This is a genomic window from Arthrobacter sp. JCM 19049 (assembly GCF_001310435.1).
This window is the reverse complement of the sequence record NZ_BAXF01000185.1, coordinates 1-4,135: the sequence shown is the minus strand read 5'-3', so window position 1 is coordinate 4,135 and position 4,135 is coordinate 1. Positions and strand designations below refer to the sequence as shown.

Genomic DNA, 4,135 nt, shown 5'->3' with positions numbered 1-4,135 from the left:
GCCCAATGCGCCGTCCAGGCCCAGGCGGCCCTGGTGGACGGCAGCTACGACTGGCTCTCAGCCAAGGAAACCGACCTGTTTGACCTGCTGGAGGTCGACACCGAGCCCTCCGGACTGCAAATCCCGGTGCGCACCCTGATCAAGGGGGACATGACCTGCCAGGCGATCGCCGCGGCCTCCATCCTGGCCAAGGTGGAACGCGACGGCATCATGACCGCCGCCGCGCAAACCCACCCGCACTACGGATGGGAGGTCAACAAGGGGTACGCCACCGCCAGCCACCGGGCGGCGATCACCGAGCACGGTCCATGTGCCCTGCACCGGATGAGCTGGCGCTTGACTTCCGAAACGAAAAAGACCGAGAGTGAAGCCATGGGAAGTGGGAAAGACTAATGGCGAGCGAAGATCTGGAAAACTACGAATCAGACCTGGAACTGCGGCTCTACCGCGAATACAAGGACGTGGTCTCGCTCTTCAACTACGTCGTCGAAACGGAGCGTCGCTTCTACCTGGCCAACCAGGTTGAACTCAAAACCCTGAGCAACGCCGGGGAGGTCTACTTCGAACTGAGCCTGACCGACGCGTGGGTGTGGGACATCTACCGGCAGGGCCGGTTCGTGAAGTCAGTGAAGGTGCTGACCTTCAAGGACGTGAACATCGAGGAACTGAACCGCAACGAACTGCAGATCCCCAAGGACGAGATGGACCAGTAGGTTCAGCGCTTCCTCGTGGGGAAAATTGTCCCCGCGAGATCTTGGGCCCTTCGGCAGGCCGGGCAGCACACCGCTGCACCCCGGTTTACCGCAGGGCCCTTGGCGTCTTCCCCCTCTGTTGGGTGCCCGTCCACCCACCGGTTCCCTCGGCGTCACCCTGCGCATGCGATAGAATTCAACCTTATTAAACTTGTGCGGGCGGACTCGGGACTTCGGACCGGGGTGCCGACCGCCAGCGAACTGGGGACGGGAACCAATTGAAGAAGAGCCACTGCGTCGCGGCGCAGCATTGGCCATGGCCGGAGGCCTGCTGCTCTCCGGCTGCGCGGCAACCAATGCCGACACCCAGACACCCGAGCCCATCACCGCCTCCGCAAGCCAGAAGAATGAGGCCATCGAGCAGGTCCGCGAGGCGAACCCCGACCACCTGGGTGAGGGGCTGGTGTACAAGCAGCCGGGGAAGAACGCGCAGGGCGAATACATCATCCTCGGCGCGGACCCGAACTCGTCGCTGGCTAGCTACGAGGCGCCGAAGTGGGCGGCCGTGGGCGAGGCCTGGAGCGAAAAGGAGATGGCGCAGCTGCAGGTGCAGGCCGTGGACTTTGTCTACTCTCAGATCCTCTCCGGTCCGGCCCTGGGCGGCAGCGAGGCGGACATCGACCGCCAGGTCGAGCAGATGAGCGCGCAGTTCAGCCAGCTCGCCCAGGGGGAGGGGGCCAAGAAGACGCTGGCCACCGTGTTCGCACAGCCCATCAAGCAGAACCCGTTCCTGGTATGGAGCGATGCGAAGGCGAACAACTTCGCCGGCTACCAGCCTACCAGGACGCCGGATCCAGCCGCATGCTGAACCCCACGGTGAAGATCAAGTCCGCCCACTCCTACGACAAGGGCGAGGTGCTGGAGGACGGGAACACCGCCGAGATCAACGGGGCCACCGTCAACGTGGTCGCCAGCTTCGAATGGAAGCTGACCAAGGACGGCAAGCGGTACGCCAAGCCCATGGAACTGGAGTACGGGGTGCACTTCAGCAAGACCGAGCAGGACACTGGGCTGCACGGGGCTACCCTGGTCAACGGCGCCACCGACGCGAAGCCGAGACCCGCGAAGTTCTAGCCGTTTTCTGCTTCGGTTAAACACCACGGTCGCTGCCATGAACCCAGTGCGGGGGCCTGGCAACGACCGTGGCGTGCTTTAAGCTGCGGCCGCCCCTGGGCCGCGTGGATCTGCCGATCCGGGGCTACTAGGAGGTCAAGCCTTCCACGTAGTCCTTGTTGTCTTCCATCCACTGCTTGATCAGTGGCGCGTAGTCATCGGTGTCGTTCTCCACGAACAACAGGTTCTCCAGGTCGTAGAGCTGGTCCAGGCTCATCTCAAAGTCCTGCAGCCACTGGTCGACCTCGGGGAAGTCATCGGCAAACCCGGTACGGCTGTAGATGCTCAATTCCTCATCGGTGTTCAGCACGCCCTTGGGGTCCTTTAGGTTCTTGAGCGGGAACTGGCTGTAGGCCCAGTGCGGCTGCCAGAGGGTCACCAGCACGTTCTCCTTCGCGGTGGTGGCCGCCTTCACCTCGGCGAGCATGGCCGCGGTCGAGCTGGTGGCAAACTCCATGTCCTGCAGACCGTATGCGGGGATCACCTCGTTCTCCATGGAGTTCACGATGCCCGAGCCCGGTTCGATGCTCACGATCTTGTTGCCGAACAAGTCGGCCTTTTCGGCCAGCTCGTCAATGGAATCAATGGGCGCGTCCTCGTTCACCGCCAGGGTCAGGGCGGCGTTGCCCTCATCGTTCCAGACCCCCACCTTTTCCAGGTCATCCTCGTACTGCTCGATGAACGAGGCGTGGGTGATGGGCATCCACACGTCGGTGGTGAAGTCGTAGTCGCCCTGGGACAGTCCGGTCAGCGCGGGGGCCACGTCCGCGTACTCCAGTTCGACGTCGTAGCCCTTCTCCTCCAGCACCGCCTCCCACAACAGGCTGGTGGCCAGCGCCTCATCCCAGCCGTTGAAGACGGCTAGCTTGATCTTCTTATCCGCATCATCCGCTCCGGCGGCACTGCACCCGGTCAGGGCCAGGGCTGAGGCGGCGGCGATGGCCGAGAGCTTCAGTGTGGTTTTCTGCATGGGCAAAAACATCCTTTCCAAGGGGGTGATATGAAAAAGGCCGCCGCCGGGTGAGCCCGCAGTAGGCGGGACCCGGCGGCGGCCGGGGGTCCAGTCGAACTGGACCACAAAAAGAACTTGGCAGGGGCTACTAGGAGGTCATGCCCTCAACGTAGTCCTTGTTGTCTTCCATCCACTGCTTGACCAGCGGCTGGTAGTCATCGGTGTCGTTCTCCACGAACAACAGGTTCTCCAGGTCGTAGAGCTTGTCCAGGTCCATCTTGAAGTCGCCCATCCACTTGGCGACCTCGGCGTGGTCCTCGGAGAAGCCATCACGCGCGTAGGTGTGCAGCGACTCGGTGCCGCCCAGCGCACCCTTGGGGTCTTCCAGGTTCTTGATCGGGAAGGAGGCGTAGGCCCAGTGCGGCTCCCAGAGGGTGACGATCACGTCTTCCTTCGCATCGGTCGCGGTCTTCAGCTCGGCCAGCATCGCGGAGGTGGAGCTGGTGGTGAAGTCCATGCCCTCCAGGCCGTACTCCGGGATCACCGAGGATTCCATGGTCTTGGTCAGCCCGGCACCGGATTCGATGCCCACGATCTTGTTGCCGAACTTGTCGGCGTTATCGGCCAGCTCCTCCAGGGAGTTGATGTCCGAGTCCTTGTTGACCGCCACGGTCAGCTTCGACTCCTCGTTCCAGGCGCCCAGGTCCTCGATCTGGTCGCCGAACTTGTCGATGTAGTCCTTGTGGGTCACCGGCAGCCACACGTCGGTGGTCAGATCGTAGTCGCCCTGGGACAGGCCGGTGAACAGCGGCGCGACGTCCGAGTACTCCAGCTTCACGTCGTAGCCCTTCTCCTCCAGCACCGCCTTCCACAGCTCACTGGTGGCGATGCCCTCATCCCAGCCGTTGAACACGGCGATGGTCAGTTCCTTGTCATTGCCCTCGGCCTGGTTCCCGCCGTCGCTGCCGCAGGCGGTCAGTGACAGGCAGCCGCGGCGGTGAGGGCGCCGAACTTCAGCAGACGATTCTTCATCATGAGTGTTATCCCTTTCCGTAGCGCAGCGGTCTTTCCGCAGCGCCACCGGCACCGTTGCCGGTGCCCGCGGCGGGATCGGTGTGTGGCCGGATCCCGCCGGTCAGTTCTTCAGTACAGGTCAAAGCTGCAGTGCGTGGTGCCCTTAGGCGGCCAGCTCCTGCTGCCTGGCGGTCTTGGCCGCCTTGCGCTTCTTCATCAGCAGGGCGAACAGGCCCGAGCGCTTGCCGAACGCGTTGGTCAGCCGGTCCAGGATCATCGCCAGGATCACCACGGCCAGCCCGGC

General features: G+C 63.2%; 6 protein-coding genes. 4 read left to right on the top strand and 2 right to left on the bottom strand.

The annotated features are described in order from the left end of the window. The 4 genes from JCM19049_RS09115 to JCM19049_RS09100 all read left to right on the top strand — a co-directional run. Positions 1-393, top strand: a 393-nt coding sequence (locus tag JCM19049_RS09115; protein WP_374700273.1) for a ribonuclease HII, incomplete at its 5' end; no start/stop codon positions are given. Then, entirely contained in the window at positions 393-713 is a 321-nt protein-coding gene (locus tag JCM19049_RS09110) for a DUF2469 domain-containing protein (RefSeq protein ID WP_054821428.1), read from the top strand. The genes JCM19049_RS09115 and JCM19049_RS09110, both read left to right, overlap by 1 nt. Before the next feature lie 295 nt (positions 714-1,008). Further along, on the top strand, positions 1,009-1,560 hold the full coding sequence (locus JCM19049_RS09105; protein WP_054821427.1) for a hypothetical protein: 552 nt from the start codon (positions 1,009-1,011) through the stop codon (positions 1,558-1,560). After that, a complete protein-coding gene (locus JCM19049_RS09100; protein WP_054821426.1) occupies positions 1,554-1,826 on the top strand; it encodes a hypothetical protein in 273 nt (90 codons plus the stop codon). The genes JCM19049_RS09105 and JCM19049_RS09100 overlap by 7 nt, the downstream gene beginning before the upstream one ends. 127 nt (positions 1,827-1,953) lie before the next feature. Here JCM19049_RS09100 and JCM19049_RS09095 read toward each other — a convergent pair whose 3' ends face one another. Together JCM19049_RS09095 and JCM19049_RS09090 are read right to left on the bottom strand one after the other, a co-directional pair. Further along, entirely contained in the window at positions 1,954-2,835 is an 882-nt protein-coding gene (locus tag JCM19049_RS09095) for a glycine betaine ABC transporter substrate-binding protein (RefSeq protein WP_054821425.1), read from the bottom strand. Between the two features lie 130 nt (positions 2,836-2,965). Beyond that, positions 2,966-3,898: a glycine betaine ABC transporter substrate-binding protein gene (locus JCM19049_RS09090; protein WP_279402828.1), complete on the bottom strand. Its 933-nt coding sequence runs from the start codon at positions 3,896-3,898 to the stop codon at positions 2,966-2,968. Positions 3,899-4,135 lie beyond the last annotated feature (237 nt).

What these genes read in the sequence shown, in the direction of transcription:
- JCM19049_RS09110 (WP_054821428.1), top strand. Translation starts at nt 393, where the DNA reads ATGGCGAGCGAAGATCTGGAAAACTACGAATCAGACCTGGAACTGCGG.
- JCM19049_RS09105 (WP_054821427.1), top strand. Translation starts at nt 1,009, where the DNA reads ATGGCCGGAGGCCTGCTGCTCTCCGGCTGCGCGGCAACCAATGCCGAC.
- JCM19049_RS09100 (WP_054821426.1), top strand. Translation starts at nt 1,554, where the DNA reads ATGCTGAACCCCACGGTGAAGATCAAGTCCGCCCACTCCTACGACAAG.
- JCM19049_RS09095 (WP_054821425.1), bottom strand. Translation starts at nt 2,835, where the DNA reads ATGCAGAAAACCACACTGAAGCTCTCGGCCATCGCCGCCGCCTCAGCC.